The organism is Pseudomonas plecoglossicida NBRC 103162 = DSM 15088, assembly GCF_000730665.1.
GTDB classification, from domain to species: domain Bacteria; phylum Pseudomonadota; class Gammaproteobacteria; order Pseudomonadales; family Pseudomonadaceae; genus Aquipseudomonas; species Aquipseudomonas plecoglossicida.
On record NZ_BBIV01000018.1, the window covers coordinates 67,048 to 88,212 of the forward strand.

The 21,165-nt window shown below is 63.1% G+C and carries 9 protein-coding genes; 5 read left to right on the top strand and 4 right to left on the bottom strand.

Annotated elements, in window-relative coordinates; translation table 11 throughout:
• The first annotated feature begins 97 nt into the window (after positions 1-97).
• Together PPL01S_RS12775 and PPL01S_RS12780 are read left to right on the top strand one after the other, a co-directional pair.
• Positions 98-535, top strand: a complete 438-nt coding sequence (locus PPL01S_RS12775; RefSeq protein ID WP_016392071.1) for a carboxymuconolactone decarboxylase family protein — start codon at positions 98-100, stop codon at positions 533-535.
• Positions 536-640: 105 nt separating this feature from the next.
• Positions 641-2,170: a catalase gene (locus PPL01S_RS12780; protein ID WP_016392072.1), complete on the top strand. Its 1,530-nt coding sequence runs from the start codon at positions 641-643 to the stop codon at positions 2,168-2,170.
• 31 nt (positions 2,171-2,201) lie between these two features.
• Here PPL01S_RS12780 and PPL01S_RS12785 read toward each other — a convergent pair whose 3' ends face one another.
• Positions 2,202-3,212: an AraC family transcriptional regulator gene (locus PPL01S_RS12785; protein ID WP_028625584.1), complete on the bottom strand. Its 1,011-nt coding sequence runs from the start codon at positions 3,210-3,212 to the stop codon at positions 2,202-2,204.
• A gap of 167 nt (positions 3,213-3,379) precedes the next feature.
• Here PPL01S_RS12785 and PPL01S_RS12790 point away from each other — a divergent pair, with 167 nt between their 5' ends.
• The 3 genes from PPL01S_RS12790 to PPL01S_RS12800 are packed head-to-tail and all read left to right on the top strand — an operon-like array spanning position 3,380 to position 6,018.
• Positions 3,380-4,564 (top strand): acetyl-CoA C-acyltransferase family protein, encoded by a 1,185-nt coding sequence (locus tag PPL01S_RS12790; protein ID WP_016392074.1) that lies wholly within the window; start codon positions 3,380-3,382, stop codon positions 4,562-4,564.
• Between the two features lie 11 nt (positions 4,565-4,575).
• Positions 4,576-5,424, top strand: coding sequence for a 3-hydroxybutyryl-CoA dehydrogenase (locus PPL01S_RS12795; RefSeq protein WP_028625585.1), 849 nt, complete (start codon positions 4,576-4,578; stop codon positions 5,422-5,424).
• Positions 5,425-5,436: 12 nt separating this feature from the next.
• Complete coding sequence (locus PPL01S_RS12800; protein WP_016392076.1) at positions 5,437-6,018, top strand: TetR/AcrR family transcriptional regulator; 582 nt, start codon at positions 5,437-5,439, stop codon at positions 6,016-6,018.
• Between the two features lie 84 nt (positions 6,019-6,102).
• On the opposite strand, the gene PPL01S_RS12805 is transcribed toward PPL01S_RS12800, so the two are convergent.
• The 3 genes from PPL01S_RS12805 to PPL01S_RS24320 form a co-directional block, all read right to left on the bottom strand.
• The gene (locus tag PPL01S_RS12805) at positions 6,103-8,982 is read right to left on the bottom strand and encodes an RHS repeat domain-containing protein (protein WP_042156015.1); all 2,880 of its coding nucleotides are present in this window, start codon (positions 8,980-8,982) and stop codon (positions 6,103-6,105) included.
• Positions 8,983-9,062: 80 nt separating this feature from the next.
• Positions 9,063-13,403, bottom strand: a complete 4,341-nt coding sequence (locus PPL01S_RS12810) for a SpvB/TcaC N-terminal domain-containing protein (protein WP_042156017.1) — start codon at positions 13,401-13,403, stop codon at positions 9,063-9,065.
• 95 nt (positions 13,404-13,498) lie between these two features.
• Complete coding sequence (locus tag PPL01S_RS24320; RefSeq protein WP_028625587.1) at positions 13,499-21,040, bottom strand: Tc toxin subunit A-related protein; 7,542 nt, start codon at positions 21,038-21,040, stop codon at positions 13,499-13,501.
• Positions 21,041-21,165 lie beyond the last annotated feature (125 nt).

The window sequence follows — 21,165 nt, forward strand, 5'->3', positions numbered from 1 at the left end:
ATTGGCCTCCTGGCAAAGGGGTCGATTGGCTATCGGGCCGCTGGACGGTCGGCGTTAAGGTAGTGCCATGTCCACCCTGAATCCCTCGGAGAACACCATGCACAACCGTATCGAATGGGCCAAGCACTCGCCTGAAGCCTACAAGGCGATGGTCGGCCTGGAGCAAGCCCTGGCCAAGACCGGCCTTGAGAATTCGCTGCTCGAACTGGTACGCCTGCGCGCCTCGCAGATCAACGGCTGCGCCTACTGCGTGAACATGCATGCCAACGACGCGCGCAAGGCCGGCGAGACCGAAGCGCGCCTGCAGACGCTGAGCGTATGGCAGGAAACCCACTACTTCACCCCGCGCGAGCGTGCAGCGCTGGCCTGGGTCGAGTGCCTGACCCGCCTGCCCGAGCGCGGCGCGCCGCAGCCGGAATATGAAGCGCTGCAACAGCACTTCGAGCCAGCCGAGGTCGTCAACCTGACCCTGGCCATTGCCACCATCAATGCCTGGAACCGGTTTGGCGTGGGCTTTGCCATGATCCCGGCCTGACATACGGGCAATGAAAGTTCGCACACTACGACCTGATCCGTCCTACTGTGCCATCTCTGCTGCGTTACTAGCATCGGGCTCTCATCCACGTTGCGAGTGAGCCCCATGCCAGTAACCCGTCCCCCCTCATCCGTTTCGGCACTGATATGTGCTGCACTGATCGCCAGCCCGCTGGCCCTGGCCCAGCCCCTGACCCGCGACAACGGTGCGCAGGTCGGTGACAACCAACACTCCCAGACCGCCGGCGCCACGGGCCCGACACTGCTGCAGGATGTACAACTGATCCAGAAACTACAGCGCTTCGGCCGTGAACGCGTTCCCGAGCGTGTGGTGCACGCCCGTGGCACGGGCGCCCATGGCCAGTTCACCGCCGCCGAAGACTTGTCCGCGCTGACCCTGGCACCGCTGTTCACCCCAGGTGAAAAGACGCCGGTTTTCGTGCGTTTCTCGTCGGTCGTCCACGGCCACCACTCGCCAGAGACCCTGCGCGACCCGCGCGGCTTCGCCACGCGCTTCTACACCACCACTGGCAACTGGGACCTGGTCGGCAACAACTTCCCCACCTTCTTCATCCGCGACGCCATCAAGTTCCCGGACATGGTTCACGCCTTCAAGCCCGACCCACGCAACAACCTCGGTAACGACGCGCGACGCTTCGACCTGTTTTCGCACATGCCGGAAGCCACCCGCACCCTGACACTGCTGTATTCCAACGAAGGGACGCCCAAGAGCTATCGGCACATGAACGGTAACAGCGTGCATGCCTACAAGTTCGTCAACGCCAAGGGCGACGCCACTTACGTGAAGTTCCACTGGAAAAGCCTGCAAGGCCAGGAAAACCTCGACCCCAAGGCCGTCGAGCAGATCCAGGGCAAAAGCTTCAATCACATGACCGAGGATCTGGTCGGGGCCATTGCGCGTGGCGACTACCCCAAGTGGGACCTGTACATCCAGACGCTGCGCCCTGAACAGCTGGCGGACTTCGACTTCGATCCGCTGGATGCCACCAAGGTCTGGCCGGATGTGCCCGAGCGCCGGGTCGGGCAAATGGTGCTCAACCGCAACGTCGGCAACTTTTTCCAGGAAACCGAGCAGGTCGCCCTGGCGCCTTCCAACCTGATTACCGGTATCGAGCCCTCCGAGGACCGTTTGCTACAGGGGCGCCTGTTCTCTTATGCCGACACGCAGATGTACCGGGTCGGCGCCAATGCTGGCAGCCTGCCGATCAACCAACCCAGGGCAGCAGTGAACAACGGCAACCAGGATGGCGCGCTCAACCCCAACCGCACGCGCGGGTCGGTCAACTACGAGCCCAGCCGCCTGCAGCCTCGCAGCACCCACGAAGCAGCACGTACCGCACCGTTGGCCCTGAGTGGCGACACCCAGCAGCAAGGCATTGCCCGCGAGCAGAACTTCAAACAGGCCGGTGAGCTGTACCGTGCCTATTCCAGAATCGAACAGCGCGACCTGGTCAACAGCTTTGGCAACTCGCTGGCCGTCGCCGATGACCAGAGCAAGCACATTATCCTGTCGTTCCTGTACAAGGCCGATGCCGAGTATGGAACGAGGGTGGCAAAGGTAGCCAAGGGTGACCTGCAGCGGGTCAAGTCATTGGCTGCAGATCTTCAGGATTGAGGGCCTGCACCGACCCTATCGCCGGCAACCATCAACGCGCGGTCAACCTAGCCCGATAACTCCCCGGGCTCTGCCCCGTCCACTTCTTGAACGCCCGGTGAAACGCGCTGGGCTCCTGGAATCCGGTCTGCTCGGCAATCTCGGCAATGCTCAACACCCCGTCGCGCAAGCGCTCGAAGGCCATGGCCCGGCGCACCTCATCCTTGATCTGCTGATACGAGCGCCCTTCACGCTCCAACTGCCGGCGGAACGTGCTGGCGCTGATACCTTGCAGCCTGGCCAAGGCCTCCAGCGTCGGCCATTGGCCATAGCGCCGGGCACGCAGGTGCCGGTACACCTCGGCAACCAGGCCATTCTGGTTGCGAAAACGGATCACCAGCCCTTGCGGTGCACTGCGCAAGAAGTTCTTTAGGCCCGCCAGGTCCTGCACTACCGGCAAGCGCAGGCAAGCGCTGTCGAACTCCACTTCGGTACGCCCGCTGCCCAGGCGCAGGTCCGGCCCCCATAGCAACAGGTCATCGTCCTGGGCCGGGCGCGCCACTGCCAGTTCAGTGCGGTCGATGGCGATGCGTCGCCCGGCCAGCCAGCACAGCAGGCCCATGATCAGCACCAGGTAGGTTTCCTCGGCGTAGACCCGGGTCAGCGGGTCGGCAATCTGCGATTGCACGCTGATCACCGCCCTGCCTGCGCGCACCGTCACGCTGCCGCGCAGGTCGCGCAGGAACAAGGCGAAATTGCCCATGCACTGGCGCAGGGCCTTTTCCAGGTTCGGCTCCTGGATCAGCCCCCGGCAGATCAGGGCGAAGCTGCCCAGCGGCATGCCGTGGCTGTCGAGCTGGAAGAATTCATCGTCCAACTCGTGGATCAGCGCCAGCCACAACTGCGCAAAGGCCTTGGCCGGCACCCGCGCCTGCGGCTGCGCAAGCAGGCTCGGCGCGATGCCCACTGCCTGCAGGTGGGCGTCGCGCGCCTCGGGCTGCTCGCGCAGGGCGTGCAGCATGGCCTTGAGAAAGTACACGGCGACCGTATCGCTATCGCGCATGGCAAAATTCGCTGTCTATGCTGAGTGGCAAAAAGTGCCACGTTGACTGAACAGAATCGGCATAGGCTGCAACAGAGCCTTTGCCTAGACTCGGACCCACTCGGGATCGCCGGCCATTCTCTCAGAGCACAGCCCGCTCCCGCCATGCCTAAGCTATCGGAGCCTTTATGAGCAGCCCAGAAATCTACGTCGTCAGTGCCGTCCGTACCGCCATCGGTGGTTTTGGTGGCTCCCTCAAGGACCTGCCGCTGGCCGACCTGGCGACCACCGTGACCCGCGCCGCCATCGAGCGTTCGGGCGTGGCCGCCGAGCAGATCGGCCATATGGTCATGGGCACCGTCATTCCGACCGAAGCGCGCGATGCCTACCTGTCGCGGGTTGCCGCGATGAATGCCGGCATTCCGAAGGAAACCCCGGCCTTCAACGTCAACCGCCTGTGCGGTTCGGGCCTGCAGGCGATCGTCTCGGCCACCCAGTGCCTGCTGCTCGGCGATGCCGACGTGGCCGTGGCCGCCGGTGCCGAATCCATGAGCCGTGGCCCGTACCTGCTGCCGCAAGCGCGCTGGGGCGCGCGCATGGGCGATCTGCAAGGCATCGACTACACCGTCGGCGTACTGCATGACCCCTTCGAACACTTCCACATGGGCATCACTGCCGAAAACGTTGCGGCCAACAATGGCATCACCCGCGAAATGCAGGATGAGCTGGCCCTGACCAGCCAGCGCCGCGCTGCCCGCGCCATCGCCGAAGGCCGCTTCGACAGCCAGATCGTGCCGGTGGAGCTGAAAACCCGCAAAGGCGTCGTGCAGTTCGCCGTGGACGAGCACGTACGTGGCGATGTCACTGCCGAGCAACTGGCCGGCATGAAGACCGTGTTCAAGAAAGACGGCACCGTGACCGCCGGCAACGCCAGCGGCATCAACGATGGCGCCGCAGGCCTGGTGCTGGCCAGCGGTGACGCCGTGCGCCGCCTGGGCCTCAAGCCACTGGCACGCCTGGTGGCCTACGCCCACGCGGGCGTCGAACCTGAGCTGATGGGCCTGGGCCCGATCCCGGCCACCCGCAAGGTGCTGGAAAAAGCCGGCCTGAACATCAGCGACCTGGACGTGATCGAGTCCAACGAAGCCTTCGCTGCCCAGGCCTGCGCCGTAGCCCGCGCCCTGGACTTCGACCCGGAGAAGGTCAACCCGAACGGCTCGGGCATCTCCCTTGGCCACCCGGTCGGCGCTACCGGCGCGATCATCGCCACCAAGGCCATCCATGAACTGCAGCGCATCCAGGGCCGCTACGCGCTGGCCACCATGTGCATCGGCGGCGGCCAAGGCATCGCCGTCGTCTTCGAGCGCGTTTGAGGAAGCCTGCAATGAGCATTGAACACATCGCCGTGATCGGCGCCGGCACCATGGGCAATGGCATTGCCCAAGTGTGTGCGGTGGCCGGCTACCAGGTGCTGCTGGTGGACGTATCCGATGCCGCGCTGGAGCGCGGCGTGGCTACCTTGAGCAAGAACCTGGAGCGCCAGGTCAACAAGGGCACGCTCGATGCCGAGCGTGCCGAGGCGGCCAAGTCGCGTATCCGCACCAGCACCGACTATGCCCAGCTCGGCGCTGCGCAACTGGTGATCGAGGCGGCCACCGAGAACCTGCAGCTCAAGCAGCGCATCCTGCAGCAGGTAGCCGCCAACGTGACGGCCGACTGCCTGATCGCCACCAATACCTCGTCGCTGTCAGTCACCCAGCTGGCCGCCAGCATCGAGCATCCTGAGCGCTTCATTGGCGTGCACTTCTTCAACCCGGTGCCGATGATGGCGCTGGTGGAGATCATCCGCGGCCTGCAGACCAGCGACAGCACTTACGCGCAAGCGCTGGTGGTCACCGAGAAGCTGGGCAAGACGCCGATCACTGCCGGCAACCGCCCAGGTTTCGTGGTCAACCGCATCCTTGTGCCGATGATCAACGAAGCCATCCTGGTTCGCCAGGAAGGGCTGGCCAGCGCCGAGGACATCGACACCGGCATGCGCCTGGGCTGCAACCAACCGATCGGCCCGCTGGCCCTGGCCGACCTGATCGGCCTGGACACCTTGCTGGCGATCATGGAGGCCTTCCACGACGGCTTCTGCGACAGCAAGTACCGCCCTGCCCCGCTGCTCAAGGAAATGGTCGCGGCCGGCTGGCTGGGGCGCAAGTCCGGCCGCGGTTTCTACAGCTACTGAGGAGCGAACGCCATGGCCTTGGTCAATGCCGCAATGCGCTGCACCAGCTTTGAAGAGCGACGAGACCGGGCCATGGCACTGTTTGCCGAGAAAGGCTTCGGCCAGGTCAGCATGCGCGAGTTGGCGGCGCATGTGGGGTTGACGCCAGGCTCTCTGTATCACCATTTCCCCAGCAAGCAGGACCTGCTGTTCGACCTGATCGAGGAACTGTACGAGGAACTGCAGGCCACCCTGGAACTTGGCCGTCGCGCCATGGCCCGTGGTGGTTCGGCGCTTTCGTGCCTGATCGCGGCGCATTGGCAGCTGCATGCCGAACGGCCCTTGCAGTTTCGCCTGGCCGAGCGGGATTTCTGTTGCTTGAGCGAGGCGCAGCAGGAACGCCTGGCGGTACTGCGCAAGCGTTATGAGGCAGGTTTGCTGCGCTTGATCGCACCGCAGGCGAAATTGCCTGGGGACGCGCTGGCCGCGACGGCGCAGGTAGTGGCGACCTTGCTCAACCAGTTGCCGGGGATGCTCACGGCATTGCCCGAAGAGCAAGGTCTGAAGTTGATGGAGAACCTGTTGGTCGGAGGCATCGAGCGGACGCTTGTCTAAGCGGCCCGGCGTCATGCGCATCCTCACAATGGATGCGCATGACGCCCGATTGCCTGCAGGAGCGTTCAGCCCCGAGGGAATCCTCTATCGCAACAGTGGTTGCGGCTTCAAGGCATCCCTTTCACGCTGGCTGACGCCGCGCTGTTTAGGGTTTGCACCCAGCACACTGTTGTCATCCTTGAGTTGCACCGCTACGTGTTGCACCTTGCCGTCAAAGTTGACTTCATAAATAGGCCTACCCGACTTGCGTGCGTCTTTACCTTGAATACCCACGATTTCGCCGTGGACCAAGGCAGACATCACCAATTCCAGGATCATCTTGTCGGTACCGATGCCCTGCTGCTTGAAATCGGCACGGTGCTCTTCGGTTATATGCTTGAAGCCCTCCTTGCCGATCCCTCTGTCCACGAACACGATTTCTGCTTTCGCGGTCTTTTCATTTGGCCGTTGCCCGATGGCCAGAATGCTTTCTCCACTTGCCTTTCTGTCAGTCGGCAGACGTGACTGCAGCCTGTCATAGACCTCTCTGTTGTACTGCAGCGTGCCGAATTCCCTCACGGGCGCAGCCGGCGCCCGTTTCGGTTGCTGTTTTCTTTCTGCCGCCGCCATGGCATGTTCTTTGGCTGCCGCCTTGTTCGCCTTCATCCTCTGTTTCTTGGCCTTGCGTGCTTCGAGCTCCTTGCGATGCTTTTCAGCGAAGAGGCTGTCCACTTTAGCCCCGCCATCGAGGGAAGGCAGTTCTGCATCGGTGGCCGAGGCGACAGGGCTGGAGCGGGCATCGCTGCGGCTCGGCGCGGGTGAAGGGGGCGCGCTCGATTCGCTCTCGCCTTGGGCCGGTGCCGGCGCTGTGCCAAACCCGAAAAGACTGGCCACGCTCCTGAGCATCAATCCCTGATCGTCGACCTGCGTCATCGGATTGTTGCCCACCATCGAGAACAGGTTCAGGCCATCCACCGTGCCTGCCGGGTCTGCGCTCAACCAACGGCCCAGCCAAGGCTGGTAGTAGCGATGGCCGTAATAGTAGAGCCCGCTGGCGTCGCGCTCCTTGCCCGAATAGCGCACGAACTTGTAGCGCCCCTGCACTTCGCTGTCAGCCGCCCATACCGCCGTGCCCCCGTACGGGTAATAGGCTTCCTGGCTGATGACGGCACCACTGCCATCGACCTCCAGGCAACCGCTGCCCAACTGGTCGGTATAGCTGTAGCGCAACTGGGCGTGCGTCAGCTCGGGCGGTTTGCCTGTTGCCCAGTGCAGGGCTCTCACCTGAGCATGCCCGTCACCGCTCAGGTTCACCACGTGCAACGCTTGCGTCAGTCTGTCGCCCTGCAGGGTACTGCGCAGCTCCAGCCCTGGCAGGTACTGGACACGTTGCGTACGCACGCCGGTCGCAGTCTTGCTGGTCCTGACCTTGAGCACACGCTGGTTACTGATGTCATAGCGGTAGCTCTCGCAATCGTCCGCCTCCCCTTCACGCCTCACCGGGGTTACCGTGTGCAATTCCCCCCGAGGTGTCCAGGTCAGCTGCTGGCCCTGGAACAAGGCCTTCTGCTGACCGCTGGCATTGAACAACGCCTCGACGTCGGAGTGCACGAGCGTGAGTGAGTCGTGCACTGCCCGGTTGCTGCGGTCACTGACCGTAAGATCGGTGGTGTAATTGTGGTTGCTCGCGGGCGCGCTGTGACGCATGCGGGTCAGGTTGCCAGCGTTGTCGTAGGTATAGGTGCGGCTATAACGGGTGTAGGTCACGTTATCCAGGCTGGCCAAGGCCGGCAGCCTGGCGCCTTGCTGGCCAGCATTCGCCATCTCGCGCCCGCTGGCGCTGACCAGTTGGTACAGGCTGTCGTAGGCGTAGGTACTTTGCGGCTCGACCTTCTGGTTACGCCAGAAACGCACCGGCTCTGCATCGTCGCGCACACTCACCACATTGCCGACCGGGTCGTAGGCATAGCGCAGGTCCTGCAGCACCTTGGCACCACGCGCATGCCCCGCCGGCCGCTCTGTGCGCACTGCCGCCAGGCGTTGGGTACGCGGATTGTACTGGTAGAGGGTAACCAGGCCATTGCCGTGCGCTTCCCGCAGCTTTTGGCCGGCCGCCGAGTAACTCTGCGACTCGAGGATGACCTGCTCACGGCCCCCTGCAAGGGTCAGCCAACTGCGCTTGAGCAGGCCCGCCACATCGTAGGCCTGGCGATGCAGGTGCCCGCCAGCATCACGCCGCGTCAGCAGTGCGCCGGTCGCATCCACCGTACTCGACGCCATGCAGGCTTCGTTTTGCGGCTGCAGTTGAGCATCCCACTGGGCAGACTGTTCTCCGTGCCAATCGAGCCTCCCCTGGGGAGTCGCTGCCACAGCCAACAAGCGCTGTGAGGTCACCAGGGGCACGCCCGTCAAGCTGACGCTGGTCGTCTTCAGCAAGCCGGCGGTGTGATAGTGGTCGCAAGGTTGGCCCGCCAGGTTGTGCGCCTTTTGCGCCGCACTGTTTCCGGCATAGACCAGGCGCTCCAGCCGGCAAGCCGCATGGCCCTGGACTTGCTCACTGATGCCCAGCAAGCGACCGGGCAGGTGGGGGCTTTCGTAGTGCCAGGTACGGGTGACCGCTTCACTGCGATCGTAGCCCCCTTGCTCGGCCACCGCGATTCGGGTCACAGCCAGCAACGGCCGCCCGGCGGCGTCGCCAAGGTTGATCGATACACCAGCGTCGGCGCTGTGCGTGCACACCTGGTTACCCGCCAGATCCGTCAGCCAGTTGAAGTTGACCCTGCCGCTGGCGTGCATGCGCGGATCGCTGCTGCGGCTCATGAAACCCTTTGCGTCATGATGCTGGCGAATTATCCGGGCCTCGGTCAGCGGCAGTCTGTCCGGGTGACGGTGGTAGTGGATGGTCCGGGCTACCAGGCCGCGGTTGTCCAGCACCGTCACCGTGGGTGTATTGCGATGTAGAGCGTTATCCCTAGGAGCAGGCATCGCGTGCCTCCTGTTGTTGAATTGTGCATTGAAGTGAGCGGCATGGCGTGCGTGGCTCGCGCACGCCATCAAGGTCGCGTTCAGGCCGTATCGTTCTCGTCTTCGGCCACCGTGAACCAAGGGTAGTAATGGGTACGCCGCTGCCTGCCAGCTGCAGTGAGCACTCGGCGTACACGCCCCAGGGCGTCATACAGGTGGGTATCGGCATAAAGCCCGGCGCGCGCGCTATCGTCTTGGACGTGGCGCCAGTCATCGAGGTAGTACGGCAACCAGGTGCGCACAGGCTGGCCTTTGTTGTCGAATTCGGTCTTGCCGCTGACCGCCCAGCGCCGTTGTGCCGGCTGGATCAGCGCGGCGCCCGTGGCATCACGCTCGAGGCCGCCCGCGCTGTTACGCACCAGGGCATCACCGGGCTCGCTCAGCACAGCCGTCTGCAGCAGGCGGCCCGCCCCGTCGCTGTAAGTCACGTTCAGGCGCACCTGCTGCGCAGAGTCGCCGTTGTAGCGGTCGGTCTGCAGGCTGATGATATGGGGCGGCTCGCGCTCATCGTGCGGGTCAATGGCAGGCAGGTGGCCGGCCTTGAGCAGGCGACGCTGCGCCAGTTCACCCATGCGGCCAGCCAGCGGGCGCCCTTGACGGTCACGCGCGCGTGGCATCCAGCTGTCGCTCACCACGCGATGCGCCGTGGCGACCGGCACCTCGCCGCCCTTGAGTGCCAGGAAGCCCTCCATCGCCATCGGCACAGTGAATACCTTGCCGCTGCGATAGCCGGCCGGCTGGCCATGATCGGTACCCTGGAAACGGGTCTGTGCCACCCGCCCCAAGGCATCGAGGGTCACCTCGTGCAGGTTGTCGTTGGCATCGGTCAATGCCACGGGCGTCAGGAAGCGCCAGTCATGTCGCACGGTGGTTTCCAGGCCGGCAGCATCGACCAGTCTGCTTACCTGAACAGCGTGCGGACTCCAGTCGATACGCAGCTCACCCACCTGTTCATTGTCACGGAGCGTTGCAAGGCGATGGAACAACTGCGGGCCATGATGCCTGGCCAGCTCGTGCCGGCTGACATAGACGCGCTTGCCATCCTCGACCAGGGAAACCAGGTGATGGCCACCGTTGGCGTGCCATTGCGCCGCCTCCTGCGGCGACAGGCTGGCCTCCAGCAGCGCCAGCGTGGCCTGTTCAAGCACGGCGATTTCGCGGTAGGCCACCAGGGCCTGGCGGGTCGGGAGCGGGGACAACTGCCCCTGCGCATCGCACCATTGCTGGCGCTGGTAACCCGTCAACGTGGCATCAGCCAAACCCTCCAGCGGGCTGCCCGGCGCCAGCAGGTGCTCCACGCTGAACCCACCGGGAGGCAATGCATGGGCTGGCACTGCCAGCACATCGCTGCGGGTCGCTTCGAGCAACCCGCTGTGGTGATCGTGACCGTTTTCCAGATGGTGTACGCGATGGCGCCACACAGACAGCCACAGGGTGTCTTGCTGAGGGTCGCGGGCATCGGCCTCCAGCCCCTCTGGCAGGCTGACGGGATAAGGTGAAGGGCTGAGGACGGCCCGCCGTGGGTAATGCACCTGGGCGTGCTGCAAGACATGTCCACGCCTGTCCTGGCGCAGTATCAACGATTGGGTAATGCGCGGGTCCTCGGCAATGCGCTCGGTGCTCAATGCCAGTGTTTCCACCGCCGTGACCAAGGCGGCAGGCCTGTCGGCGCGCGCCGTCTCGTAGACCCGCACCTGCCAGCGCTGGCGCTCGATGCTGTACGGCACATCGGCCCTTTCACTGCCGTCCAGCCCGTAGGTCTCACTGCGCACCCGTGCGCCCCTCAAGGCGCGAAGCAGCCAACGACGGGCCGCGCCCTGCGGTTCATAGGGGACATCACGATCACCGTCAAGTCGGGTGAAGCGTGTGGCCTGCAAGGCAAAGTCCAGCTCTGCGCTGCGTGGCCCGGCGAACCCCTGCGCAGGGAGGCTGTCCGGCGCCTCCACCCCGCTGAGGAACCACTGCCGCACTTGCGCCGGTGGCGATCGCTCGGCTGCCGTGCCTTGCGCATCGCTCAGCGTGTCAGTCTGCACCGCTTGCATGAAACCACGGAACTCACGCTCCACCGGGTCCCACACGGCGCACCGATAACACATGCCACTGACCGTGCGCAGGCCACTGATGTCATCGACCGTGGTGACTTGCGACACCGCGTGCACCGGAAACGGCAACCGGCTGACGGCCTTGCGGCCCTGGCGCTGCAGGTCCAGCTTTTCGTCCAACCAGCACTGCGCGGAGCTTCGGTAGTCGAACAGGGTGCGACTGCCGGTGTTGCTGCACACTTCAGCGAGCAGCCAGGGACGTCGATCATTGAAGCGGTACACCCAACTGCGCGGCACAACGTGCGGCACGCTGAGCACCAGCTCTGCAGTGCCCTGGCCACGCAGATCGACCAGTTGCAACTTGCAGGTCGCATCCAGCACGACGCCTTCAGGAGCCGCGAGGGGTTCTGCCTCGACCAAGCGGTTGCCGTTATGGCTGACGAAAACGCGTATGCGATCAGGCTCGACATACAGCAGGTCGGTGGTACCGCTGCCGTCGGTATCGCCGAACAATACGCGCGAGGCGTTGAACTGTTCGATGGCAAAACCGGGCATTCGCACCGGGTTGGCGAAACGGCCATGGCCGAGCATTGGCCAGTAGGTGACGCCCTCGCCGGTGACCTCGACCCACTGTTGCAGGCCGGTGCCCGCCAGGTCGGCAAAGGCCACGAGACGATGCTCTCCCCCCGCCAGGGGCAGTGTGGGGCCAGCTGAAATATCCTGCGCGGGCTGCCAGCCGGTACCGCGTACCCGGGGCGACAGGCGCACGCTGCGCGGCCCGATCATGACCAGATCCTGCAGCCCGTCACCGGTCAGGTCGACCAGTTGCGCGGCGCCGTGGGCCAGCTCGCTCGGCAGCGCGTCGGCGGCGATGAAATCGCGCCATTGCCCGTCCGGGGCCAGCGTGAAGCTGCCGCGCAGTCCCGGCAAGTTGACCAGCCATTGCGGTTGACCGTCGCCGTCGAGGTCGGCCAGCACACCGGTGCCGGGGCGTGGCGCACCCGGCAAAGCCTGCGCTGGCCCCCAGGTCACGGCGTCGCCACCGGCATCGCCGTCACGCTGAGGCGCACGATACAGCCAGGCACCTGCATGCTGGTACAGTAAGCCAGGCAGCCCTTCGCCGAGCAAATCCGCGATCTGCCAGTGCGGTGCACTGAAGCCTTCGAGGTCGGGCAACGCTTCCCAGGTCGGATACGCGCGTCCCGGGCGGCTTGGCTCGAACTCCACCGGTGGCAATGACTGCGGTGTGCCGTCTGCGTCATAAGCAACCTGTTGCGCCGCCACCAACACCGACGCAACACCCGAAGCGTCATACTCAAGGTGCAGGCGCGAGACCAACTCGGGGCGTGGGTCCTGCTGGCCCGCCATCATCCGGGTTCGATGCCAGAGCAGCACCTCGCGACAAAGGCGCCTTACCCGCTTGTCAAAGCCCCAGCGCCAGTATGAAAAGCAGTCCTGACGCACGGCCCACGGCGTCTGTGCGGCAAACGCCGGCGGAGTGTTCACATCCACTCCTCGCTCGCCGTAATCCAGCTGCATCACCGTCATGAAGTCGTCTTCGCGAAATGCCTGATCCGGTATCAGCAACGCCAGGCGGGAGGTGGCGTTCATGGCATGAACTGCAACCAGGTAGGTGTTGGCCACTTGCGGGTGCATGGCCCGTTCATCCTCGTCGCAACCGGCCTGGTCTTCGCTGCGATAGCGGTAGACCACATGCTCACCGGTGGCACTGACCGTCTCCTCGGCGTACCAGCACGCCACATGCGAAGGTGTACCGGGCTCGGCCACCCGTGCCGAAGCCGACCAGCCAAACAGGGTGATGCTGCCGTCGGCGTGGTATTGCAGCCAGAAGCCGGGCGAATCGGGGCGCGTTTGTACGCGCCAGTGTTCCAGGCGCTGGTCACGGCCGCCGCTGCGCGGCACCCAGGCCGTCACCGTGTGCACGGCAGGCACATCGGAAAACGGCAGGCTGGCGACCTGGCGCGGCGCGCCCTTGTCGAGCAGGATTTCCTCGCCATCGGGCCCCTGCCAGCGGTCGCTGCTGGTGTAACGGGGGATGCCCAGGCGATCCATGCGGCAGATGGCAGGCGGCGAACAGTGCCAGCCGGCACCGAACGCGCCGTTGCCGGCTGAAGAACGGTAGCCCAGGCTCAACGACGGCGAGAGTTCGCGCCCGACCGGCAACGGCAATGGCAGCGACCAGCCCGCCGCGCCATCGGCGCTGCCGACAGACAGCATGCCGCCGCCCGCCGAAACGGTTCCTCCACCCTTGGGCAGCGCGGGTGGGCTGAACACAGGTTCGCCACTGGCACCCGCCGGGGTGACAGACAAATCGGTCATGGTAGTGCTCCTCGATGACCCCGGCGCCTTGGCGCCAGGGTCGGGAAATAGGAAGGCCTCGCAGCGAAGGCACCAGGGTGCCTTCGCTGCGGTCCTTAGCGGACGGTGAATTGCACGTGCAGGATGATGTCGCTCAGCCGCTCCAGCAGCGCACGCTGATCACCCTTGGCCTGGGCAAAGTTCAACGTCAGCGTCGTCTGGTCGTCGCGGTCATCGGTCTTGGCGATGTGCAGCCCTTCGAATGGCAGCAACTGCGTGCCCGGGCGCATCAACGGGTAACCGTTGAGCTGGCTGAACTGGCCGTTGTCCTGTACGGCATGCGAGATGCTGCACTGTTCACAACCGACGGGCAGATCCGGGGCATTGGTCAGCAACCTTGCATGCACATCCTGGTACGGACCCAGCATTGCCGGCAGCGATACCGCGATGCTGCGTATGCGGCGCGACCCGGCTGTCTCGAAGCCTGCCGCCAGGTTCAGGGACTTCAGGTTGAACTGGATCGACAACACGCCGCCCGCCGCCAGCGCGAGGCTGCCAGGTGCGCGCGAGGTGTCGACCTCCACCGTGCTACCCGCAACGATCGCCTTGATCGCATCGCCCAGACTGACGGTGTTGCCACGCACCGCAAGCTTGCCGTCGAACAGCTTGGCCAGGGATACCGTGCGGGTCACTTCCAGTTCGCGCTTGTGCCACTTCACCCAGGCCGATTCCATCTGCCCCAATGCCAGCATCAGCCCTTCGCCACACAGCAGGCCCGCCCAGGCGCTGTTCCAGGTACCCGTACGCAGATAGGTCGCGTTGTCACCTTTCTCCCATTGCAAGGCCCGCTGCGCCATCAGGCAGCGCGATACAGTGAGGTCGTAGTAGGTGTAGAAGATGCTCGCCAAGCGTGCGCGCAGCCAGCTGTACATGGCCTTGCCGGTGAACTTGCCCTGATACAGGGCAAGCTGGGCCTGGGCATGGGCTGCCTGGGTCTGCAGGTGCACCACGTGCATCTGCGCGGAGGTTTCGCGCACAGTCAGGGCCTCGATTTGCGCCTCAAGCGTTGCCATCTGCTTTTGCGCCGATTCGTACTGGTATTTCCAGTCGGCGCGGCGGCGTGCATAGATTTCTTCCTGGGTGATTCGCGAAGCGGCGAGGCTCGACAATTTCGATAGCGTGGCAAAGCCGTAGGCCACCGCCTTGAGGCTTTCTTCCGGCTTGCCACCCCCGTTGGAAAAACCGAATATCTTGGGAAACGCGGCCATGACCGCCGACCCAGCCATGGCGATAGGTTCTGCACCCGCTGCCACTTCGGAGGCAGTTCTCAGGCGCAGTGCCTGGCTCTCACGAGTGCTGATATTGTCCTCATAAAGCCCCAGGTAGTGATCGCGACTGGCCGTGGCCGCTGCCAGCGAATTTTCCAGCGTGACGCGATCGGCCGCCAACTCCCTGAGTGTTTGCTTGTACAGCCCCACATTGCTCTCGGCGAGCTCCGCGCCCTGGCTCACCAACAGCCCGGCCAACGCCTCGGCATCCTGGCGCTCGAGAATCCCTTGCAGCGTGGTGCCAAACTGGATGAGCTGGGCAGCCATGCTGCGGGCGCCGTCGAGCAGGACGCTAAAGCGCAGCGCCGGCACATGGGTGACCTGGGGCAACCCACGCCCGCCGCCGGTCTGGGCAGCGATTTCTGCCGCCAGCAGCGCCTTGGGATCGGCGGGAGTCGCGTACAGCGGCAAGTTCAGCGGCTGGCCATCGAGGGTCAGGTTGTGGCGCAGGTTGTACTGCCGAATTCGCAACGCCTCCCAGTAGTCGAGCATCATCCGGTTGACTTCGGGCAGGAACTGGCTGCTGCCGGAGGCTACGGCCTGGCCGAGCATGGGCTCGATCCATGTGGTGCCCGGGGGTGTCCAGGGTGCGTCGCCGAGCAGGCTCAGGGCGCGCTGGTACCAGATGCCAGCCTCGCTGAGCGTATCGCGTTGCAGTTTGCGGTAAGCTGCATCACCGCGGCCCATGCAGATGTCCAACAGGCGCATGAAGGCATTGAGCTTGTAGTGTGCCGGATTGTTCTGGGCCACGGCGTCCGGGTCGAGGACCAGCAAGGGCTCATCGTTCCAGCTGCTGTTCTCTTCCAGTGGCCGCACCTTCCACATCCGATGTGTGCTGCTGCCTGCCTGGGCAGAACCTGCCGGGTCGAACACATGCTTGAGCCACTGCTCGGCAAGGTCGAAGCGTTCCTCCTGCAAAAACCGCTGCATCACCATCATCGGCGTGTAGTAGAACAACTCCCAGAAATACAGCGCGTTGGCACCGGTGAAGTCCATGCGATTGCTGGCGTTGCGACCGTAAGCCTGGACGCTGACAACATTCTCCTTGGACAGCTTGCTGCCCCCGGCAGTCGAATGTTTCACATCCGCATCACGCAGGACGGCCAGTGTTCGGCTGTCGATCATGATGCTTCGGCCGCTTGCTGCTGTGTTGTGGGTACTTCTGTATTGCGTTTCCAGGTGGTAGTTGCCTGCGTACAGCCGCCCAGGCTCGATCTGCACGTCGGCCAGCACCGTGGCGTTGTCACGCAGCTCGCCGGACCAGAGCAAGGTTCGCGCATTGCCCGACGTGGCCAGCCAGACCTTGGCCCAGCGTTCATTGCCATGGGACGCCGCCTTGTACACAGGCAAGGTCAATCGCGCCATCACCCCAAGTTCAGGCTCAGGTATCTGTTGGGTGTCATAGCTGAGTATGCTGCTGATACCCGTGACCGCCCGTACCGTCAACTCCCGGGCGAACAGGGTGTTGAGGCGGGTCATCTGCCCTCTGTGCGCCAGGTACTGAGCGCCTTGGCCGGTGGTGCCGATGATGGCGGTTTTGAGCACATCGGCATCCTTGTACACCTTGACGGTGTAGTTGCGGGTCTTGCCGTCACCGAACTGGAACTCGACCCGGTGCGTAGCCTCGCTGGCTCGGCCCCACTCGGCCACGTTCCCGACCTGGGCGGTCGTATCGAAGTGCACCAGAGCCCGACCCTTGGCCAGGTCGTAATCTTGCGTTGCCTGAACGGTCGTCGAGCGTTTGTTATCAACACTGTAGATGCGGCAGAACACCTGCGCGCGCGGTACCGTACCGTTAAGGGCCCCATAGTCCCGAGGAACGATGTTTTCCTGCCCGATCCCCCCTGGATAGGCCAGCGCCTCGATGACGCTGACAGGCGGACGAGGGATGTTCAAAAGACCGTGTCTGCTGGCGAAAACCAGGTTCATGCCCGTCAACGGATAATCACCTGTCTGTATCTTGTAGCGCCCCATGTAGGCCCAGCCAGCAGTCGTCGATACCTGCTGCCATGACTCGAATTGCGGTGTTCTAACGGCGTCGCCTACCGAGACGAGTGTGCTTGCGTGCGAGAAATGCGCTGCCATGCGCGCGCTGCTGATACACAGGTATCCCCAATACTGCGCCCCCTCCTTGCGCACCAGAAATGCGCCGTGACCACTGCGAAGCAGCCCCGGTATTGCAGTTGCCTGCGTACCGAGCGCCGGGTACCGCTTGATCAATGCTGCAACCCATACGTTTGCGATGGCTGGGCGTTTGGCATCAACCGATAGCTGACTGCGCACCGACAGGCTGTAGGTGTTGCCATTGGTCGATGCAACATCGCCAACCTGGACATGCGCAACCTGTGCGTCGAAACGGGTAAATCCGGCAGGTACGGCCGACCCACTGGCCACGGCCACGCGCTGCTGCGCGACAGGTACCCCCAGTCCTTCGAAGACCGCGCATGTGCCAGTGTTTTCAGCGGTATCAAGCCAGTGCTGAACCCACCCCAGATACGGCGCGATACTGTCCAGCTTTCGGCTGCTGAGGTTTTCGAGGATGTGCAGGCCGGCAATGGACGACGCTTCGGAAGCATTGGCCTGGACGCGATCATAGATCCCCATCAACAACCCTTCGCGCTCCGGCCACCCGGCAAGGAACAACGAGAGATGGTCGAGGCGGGCTTCGGCCTTTGCATCAATGACCAGCGGGTAGTCGATGGGCGCACTCCACTTGCCATCGTAGCGCAGCCAGGCAAGCTTGAAGGACCAGCGCCAATCGCGCAGCGCCGGCTGACCTTTGTCATCGCGGCTGATGATCTGCTCCTGGCGCTCGACCCAACCCAGGTGCAGCCTGCCCCTGAACACGACTGGGCGTATCAGTCGCCCCTGCACCTGTGGGGCCAGTTCGATCTTGGTCCAGGCACTCCAGGCGTTGGCGGGCAGTACGCCTTCGGCGCCACGCTTGGTTTCATTTACCGTACGCCACCAGTAATGGTGAGGCTCGCCACGACTGCGTCCGACCAACCAGGACTTGCCCTCGCTGGCATCGCGGCTGTCGTGATAGGCGCTGATCGTTTCCAGGTTGGCCACTTCCTCGAATGCGCTGAGGTAGCCATGGAACGCATCGCCCACCGTATCGTCATTGATCTGCGCCTGCCCCAGGGCCTGCAGCATGTCGTCCATCGCCGGCGTCTGCCCCAGACGCAACGTCGGGTCGATGTAGTTTTCCGGGTAGTACATCAGCATCTGCCCCGCCGCCCAGGTGGCATAGGTGGCGTTCCAACGCGTCCAATCAAGAAAGAACTGGCGGCTCAAGGCCGCCTGGCGTATGCCCTGCGGGTCTTCCGGCGTGGACAGGGTACGGTGAATGAACTGCTGCAGAGCGGCCATGGCTTCAGCGATACGGCTGCTGATCACCTGCTCGGTGTTCAGCACATCCAGCAGCAGATGCTGGTTCAGCCCTTGCACGGTAAAATGCTGTCGCGCCGTCAGCACACCCGTCAACGCCAGGCTGAGCGGGCGCTCGGTGGCGGCATGCGCCACTTTTACCTGGACCGGTTGCAGCCCCGCCTGAAAAGCATCTGCCACGCGTTGCCAGTTGCCCCAATCACTGTCCAGGGCAAGCAGTGCTCCCAGGGTGGCCGGCATCACGCCATAGGTTTCGGCCAGCGTCGACCACTGCAGCAGTACCTCGATCTCTTCCCAGCTGTGGACCATGGTTGGCGCTTGCAGGTCATCTTTGCCATGTGCCTGCGCGGCCGCCTGTTCCAGTGCTAGCTGGGTAACGTCGGTCATGACGGCAAGGTCGGCCAATGTCACACCTTTGTCCATTAGCCCGAGCAGTGCACCGCCCGCACCCGAAGGGTCCGACAGCCTGGTCAGCCACGCACTGAAGTTGCCAAGCGCGATGATGGTCTGGACATCGCGCGGCAAGCCCACGCCGACACGCTCCCCTGCCCTGTTCGACAATAACCGTGGTTTTTCCACCAACAGGCGCAGCGCATCACCCGATACCTGGCAGGCATGGACGATCAGCGCCATTTGCGCAAGCCCATAGGCGAACTGCACAACTTCAGGTTGATGGGGGCCCGACGGAGCTGTCTGGAGCAGCCGTTGACACGTTTGCCGCAGGGTCAGTCCGCCAGGCTTTGCCAGGCTTCCCCAGCGCAACAGGGCCTGTGCGAGCGCATCACCGCTGAGGTTGAACGTCGAGGCGATCAAGGGAGAGAGCGCACTGACTACCTCTTCATCGGTCGTGGGTAGCTGCGCAGTGATCAGCATGTTCCTGGAATCGTTGAGCAGGTTACCGATTTCGGTACTGACCGGGATCGTTCGGACGGAGCGGGTCATCAGATGCAAGTCGTGGACAGTCCAGCCACGCGCCCTCATCCAGTCGCAAGTACTGCCCAGCTCCTGCAGCACCTGTTGCCATTCGCTGCGGTTCAGTGCATTCATCGGACGGACCACACCGAGCATTTCCAACAACAGGCGCAGTTCGCCAGGGGTCAGGTCGTGATGCTGTGCCCACAAGCTCAAGGTGTAGAGACCAGAGAGGTGAGGCCGGTGGAGGTGGACACTGACACTCCTGTGCGTGTTACCGCTGACCAGTATTCGGCCCAGTTCATACAACCCTTCGTCATCCGTGCAGCATGCACGTTTCAAGGTTGCCTTGGACTCGGCATCTTCGCGGGCTTGGTTAGGATGTAGCGAAATCTGCTCAAGGGACGTGCTGAAACCGCCTTCGACCAACGGCGGATCATTGAAGAGCTGATCGAACTGGCTTTTCTCACCGTCATTGGCTACCTGAGAGATCAGCCCCCTGGCCATCAGCAACCCTTCCTGATGGTCGATGCCATGCCGTGCAACCAGTTGGGCGGTGCGATAGATGACGGCCAACGTCTCATCGGTGATCCGCGCGGGGTCGACGCTGTGCATGATGCCTTGCAAGACAGCCATGGGAAGACCCGTGGCCTTGTACAAGCGGATGATCTTGTTCAGCGTGAGCAGATAGGCCGCTACCGAATGGCGCTGGAAGCTGGCATTGAACATGTGTGCATGAGCGCCATTGCCACCATCGCGAGACTTGATCCATTGTGTTCTGAATGTGAAATCGGCGGGCACTTCCTTCCATTCGAAACTCTGACGATATTCAGTATTGGGTAATAATTCCGCCACCCCAAAATCTTGCGCCTTCAGCGCCAGGGAAAACGCACCACTGATATTGAAACGATCAACACGACTGACTTTGAAATTGAACGCCAGTTGCCAGGTCGTTTCATTCAAAGGAAACAGTCGAACATAATTCAAGAATGAAGATGGACCACTTAATTCCAGCCTTATGACTTCATTGCCGACCCGTGTCGTCAGCATGTTTTTATCATATTGCGCGTTATCCAATACCCCCATGAAATTCTGCAGCTCAGCGTCCGACAGGCCAAACCAACTGCGTAAACGGGCAGGCTGCATCATCAGTTCCGGCGTCACCCCAGGGAAGTAGCTGGCGAACTTTTCCTCTGCGTTCGACTCGTTGATCTCGTCCGTCAGCAAACCGCGCAATGCCGGCGGGATGTCATAGCGCAAGCAGGCCAGCGCAGTGTCATCGAGGTGTTTGGCAAACTGCGGCGCCGCGTGCAACTGCGAGAAATCCTCATCGCGCAGGGCAAATACCTGGCGTAGACGATTGTGTTGAAAATGGTAGGGCGTGCCGCTGGTGCCGACATCACGCGCCAGCGCCTCCAGCAGGTTGTCATCGCTCAGCGTCGGACTATCGGGAGTGGAGAGCGCCGTGCGCGCGCGGCTGAGCAGTATTTCGTTGGACATGCTCAGGGCACTGATCGGCGTGTCCAGGTTCTCCTGCCCCAGCAGAAGCTGCTTCAGATCAGGTCGACGCGTGTCGATATGCCAGGGGTTCTGCTCCGGGTACAGCGCCTTTGCCTGCCGGTACAGCTCCGTGAGGTAGGCAGCCGGGGAAAACATCGAGGCTACGTCGCCGGGGCTGCAGAATTGTTGCGCGCGGTCCTGGCGCCAGTCTGCAGCGGCGGGCGCGCGCTGCATCCGTGCATCCGCAGGGGCTTCGACAGCCGCGTCTTCACGTGAGGCTTCCAATGGCTGGTCGGCGAGCCTGCTCGGGAGCAGTGGCGATTCACGGACAATGACATTCTTCTTTTCAATCTTGACCTGGTTGCAAGCCTCACGTATTTCGTCGTGCAGCAGGTCAACATCCGTGGTATCTGCCTGACCCTCTAATTGTTCACGCAGTTCTTCGCGCGAAAGCTCACCCATGCTGGCTAGTGAAACGCCGCCGTTATCGATCAAGGCTTGAAGTTGTTCAGAATACTGTTTGCTCATGGCAACACCTTATAAAAAAGAAGAACCCGAACAGTGGATTCGCTTATTACAAAGGGGCAGCCAATTGATATGGCAGCCACACTTCGATCACAACGAAAGTAATCGAAGGTGCTGATTGAAACGAC

Coding starts and splice junctions, on each gene's coding strand:
- PPL01S_RS12775 (WP_016392071.1), top strand. CDS start 98: ATGCACAACCGTATCGAATGGGCCAAGCACTCGCCTGAAGCCTACAAG.
- PPL01S_RS12780 (WP_016392072.1), top strand. CDS start 641: ATGCCAGTAACCCGTCCCCCCTCATCCGTTTCGGCACTGATATGTGCT.
- PPL01S_RS12785 (WP_028625584.1), bottom strand. CDS start 3,212: ATGCGCGATAGCGATACGGTCGCCGTGTACTTTCTCAAGGCCATGCTG.
- PPL01S_RS12790 (WP_016392074.1), top strand. CDS start 3,380: ATGAGCAGCCCAGAAATCTACGTCGTCAGTGCCGTCCGTACCGCCATC.
- PPL01S_RS12795 (WP_028625585.1), top strand. CDS start 4,576: ATGAGCATTGAACACATCGCCGTGATCGGCGCCGGCACCATGGGCAAT.
- PPL01S_RS12800 (WP_016392076.1), top strand. CDS start 5,437: ATGGCCTTGGTCAATGCCGCAATGCGCTGCACCAGCTTTGAAGAGCGA.
- PPL01S_RS12805 (WP_042156015.1), bottom strand. CDS start 8,982: ATGCCTGCTCCTAGGGATAACGCTCTACATCGCAATACACCCACGGTG.
- PPL01S_RS12810 (WP_042156017.1), bottom strand. CDS start 13,403: ATGACCGATTTGTCTGTCACCCCGGCGGGTGCCAGTGGCGAACCTGTG.
- PPL01S_RS24320 (WP_028625587.1), bottom strand. CDS start 21,040: ATGAGCAAACAGTATTCTGAACAACTTCAAGCCTTGATCGATAACGGC.